This window comes from Dietzia alimentaria 72 (genome assembly GCF_000226215.1).
Classification (GTDB): domain Bacteria; phylum Actinomycetota; class Actinomycetes; order Mycobacteriales; family Mycobacteriaceae; genus Dietzia; species Dietzia alimentaria.
Genome location: NZ_AGFF01000036.1, coordinates 1 through 2,858, shown reverse-complemented (window position 1 = coordinate 2,858; position 2,858 = coordinate 1). Strand labels below are relative to the sequence as shown.

The following is a 2,858-nucleotide window of genomic DNA, read 5'->3' as shown; positions in this document are numbered from 1 at the left end:
GATACGGGGAGTGCGGCGCATTCGGATCCAATCAGGTCGACATAAACTTGTGTTGGCGACCATGTCGGATGCATCTGGTACCCATATCCCATGAGCCGTTCTGTTCCGACTTCGACGATGTTGGCCACCTCGATGCACTCTCTACCAGGCGTTTATGCCGTCCTGCTCGGTTCAGGAGTATCTACAGGAGCCGGGGTCCCAACTGGTTGGGGCGTGGTCAAGGAACTGGTGCGCCGGGTCGCGGTAGCTGACGCTCCAGGTGACTTAGACGCTCTGCTCGCCGCCGAGCGGGATCCTGAAACCTGGTGGCAAGGCCGCTACGGAGAAGCTTTGGGTTATTCCTCGCTGTTGGAATCAATCTCCACGACGCCTGCAACACGGCAAGGCATACTTGCGGAGTTCTTCGAGCCAACTGATGAGGATCGCGACAACGGCGTGAAGACGCCTAGTCGAGCGCATTTGGCACTTGCCGAGCTGGTGAAACGTGGCACAGTACGCGTCATCGTTACCACTAACTTCGACCGACTGATGGAGCAGGCTTTGGAGTCCGTGGGGGTGTCTCCCCAGGTCATTGCCCGTCCGGAAGCAGTGAACGGCATGGCGCCGCTCACACACGCGCCCGCGACAGTAATTAAGCTCCACGGTGACTACAGAGATCTTGGCTCACGCAATACCCCTGAAGAGCTTGAGGACTACCCCAGTGAGTGGAACGCCCTACTAGGGCAGATTTTTGATGAGTACGGTCTACTAATCTCGGGTTGGTCCGCGGAATGGGACACCGCGCTGGTAAAACTACTGGAAGAGAGTCCCAACCGCAGATATCCGCTGTACTGGGACAGCCGTAGTAGCAAAGGTGAGGTCGCGGGGCGTCTGTTAGCCGCACGGGCGGGGCAAGTCATTCCCGCGGGCGGCGCCGACGAATTGTTCACTGAGCTTCTCGCCAGAGCAGAAGCTCTTGACAGTCTCGCTGAACCTCCACTGACGACCGCGATGGCTGTGGCCAGAATGAAACGCTACCTTCCGGACCCTATACGTCGTATTGAACTTCACGATCTAGTCATGGACGTCGCAGAAAAGGTAACGGCCCAAATATCTCAGCAATCCCTTTCAATAAGCGGCCTTGATGGTGAGATTATGCAAGAGATTTGCGAAGCGCACCTAAAAATAGCCACGCCGCTCCTGCATTTATTGATCACCGGCGTGTGGCATGACTCGGATGGAGCGCATGACCAGCTCTGGCTCGATGTCCTGCAACGTCTAGTCGATGCGGGGACAGCACCGATTAGTACCTCGACGAACGGGCTGGACGAAGCACGCCTTATCCCGTCTGTACTCGCCTACTTCGCGATGGGGGTGGCCGCGGTCCGCCGCGGCCGCGAAGACCTAGTTATACGCCTCGGCACTGAGGTGGAGGGCCGCGGACGGATGGGAACCAGCGGTCCAGTCCCGGCCGGCCAACTCCTACACCCAAACCGCGTCTTCAACGAGTCGTTAGTGAACGCCATGCCGCGGTGGAACAGCAGCAGGTGGCATTATCCGGCGAGTCATCTGCTGAAGGTCGACTCGCGCTTGTTCTTTCGTGACCTAATTCTCCTCGACGAGGACTACAAGCGAGTGTTCCACGGTTTTGAGTATCGCCTCGGACTCATCCAACAGGCTCAACAGGACGCTCCCGGGTCATACCGAGCTATGAGTGGCGAATACGTTGGTGAAACTTCATGGTCTGAGAACGATCGTGAAGTTCCCGCTAGTGAGGTGGAGTTCCGTAAAATATCCGCGCGGGCCCGGTCCTGCCCATGGGTGGGCTTCTTGGGTGGGGAAGACAGTTTCGACCAGGTTCTGATTAATCACCGTGAGATTCTGAAGCCGTACCGACGATTCTGATCCGAACGGCCCACCCCGGGCTCTCGGTGTCGAACCTCTTCGGTTCTGGCATAGGGTCCAACCTCCCTGGTCAAAACAGACCGTCCGGCGATTCCAGTGCGGTTTACCTGCTCGACGATACTGGGGCGCGTTTTGTGGCCCTTCCGGATCTGGAGTGCGTACGGCCATCGAGCTTCAACTGGCCGCGTCCGGTTCTCCCTCGGGAATCAGCTTGTCTGCTGCCCTCGTCGAGGTCGAGTCGAGGATGGACTTCCCGGTGATGCCGAGAACGAACCCAAGCGTCGTTTGTAGTGTCCCGGCTGTTTGGGCGAAACCATAGACCATTCCGCTGAGTACAATGACCCAGATGGCTCTCCGGACGAGATTGGAAGACTGCTCGGGTGAGTAGCCGAAGTACTCCGTGAAGTACCGCTGCATGAAAGTAGCTACGGTTGAAAGGTCCTGGTTCGCCTCGAGCAACTCGGCAACACCAGTGTCGGCCTCCTCTGTGAGCTCGACCTCGGCAAGCCTATTGGCTTGGTCTTCGAGCAGCTTCCGTGTCTCGACGAGGAGTGCTTGCGCCAACCCAGACGAGTTGAGGGATTGCTCGAAGTCCAAGGATTCACGGAGTGACTCGAAGACCCCGCCGAAATTGGAGAACGCCCCGGCCGTGGCCATGTTCCACTGCTCAGCGAACGTCGAGCTGGCCCCTGTACCGAATCCACGGCCCGTCAGAGGGTTACTGTCTACTAGACTGGCAGCGATCTGCAACGCCGAGGGGCCGATGGTGTCGAACACGGAGCGAAAGACCTCGGTCCCGTAAATCCACTCGGAGATGGTGGGCGGCTTGAAGGTCAGCTCGAGCGCGGCCTGTGTCTGCGCAGAGGCGCCCAAGCCGTTCCCCAAATGGGCGCCGCACGCATTCGTACCGACCCGGCCGATCTGCTCACTCAACGAAAGCTGTACGCCACTGGTGCCCTGGAGGGCGATCTCAA

The 2,858-nt window shown here is 58.6% G+C and carries 2 protein-coding genes; one reads left to right on the top strand and one right to left on the bottom strand.

The window, feature by feature from the left end:
- The first annotated feature begins 213 nt into the window (after nt 1-213).
- Nucleotides 214-1,884, top strand: a complete 1,671-nt coding sequence (locus tag ON04_RS15650) for an SIR2 family protein (protein WP_050815390.1) — start codon at nt 214-216, stop codon at nt 1,882-1,884.
- A gap of 174 nt (nt 1,885-2,058) precedes the next feature.
- On the opposite strand, the gene ON04_RS15645 is transcribed toward ON04_RS15650, so the two are convergent.
- Nucleotides 2,059-2,858, bottom strand: an 800-nt coding sequence (locus tag ON04_RS15645; protein WP_010542583.1) for a hypothetical protein, incomplete at its 5' end; no start/stop codon positions are given.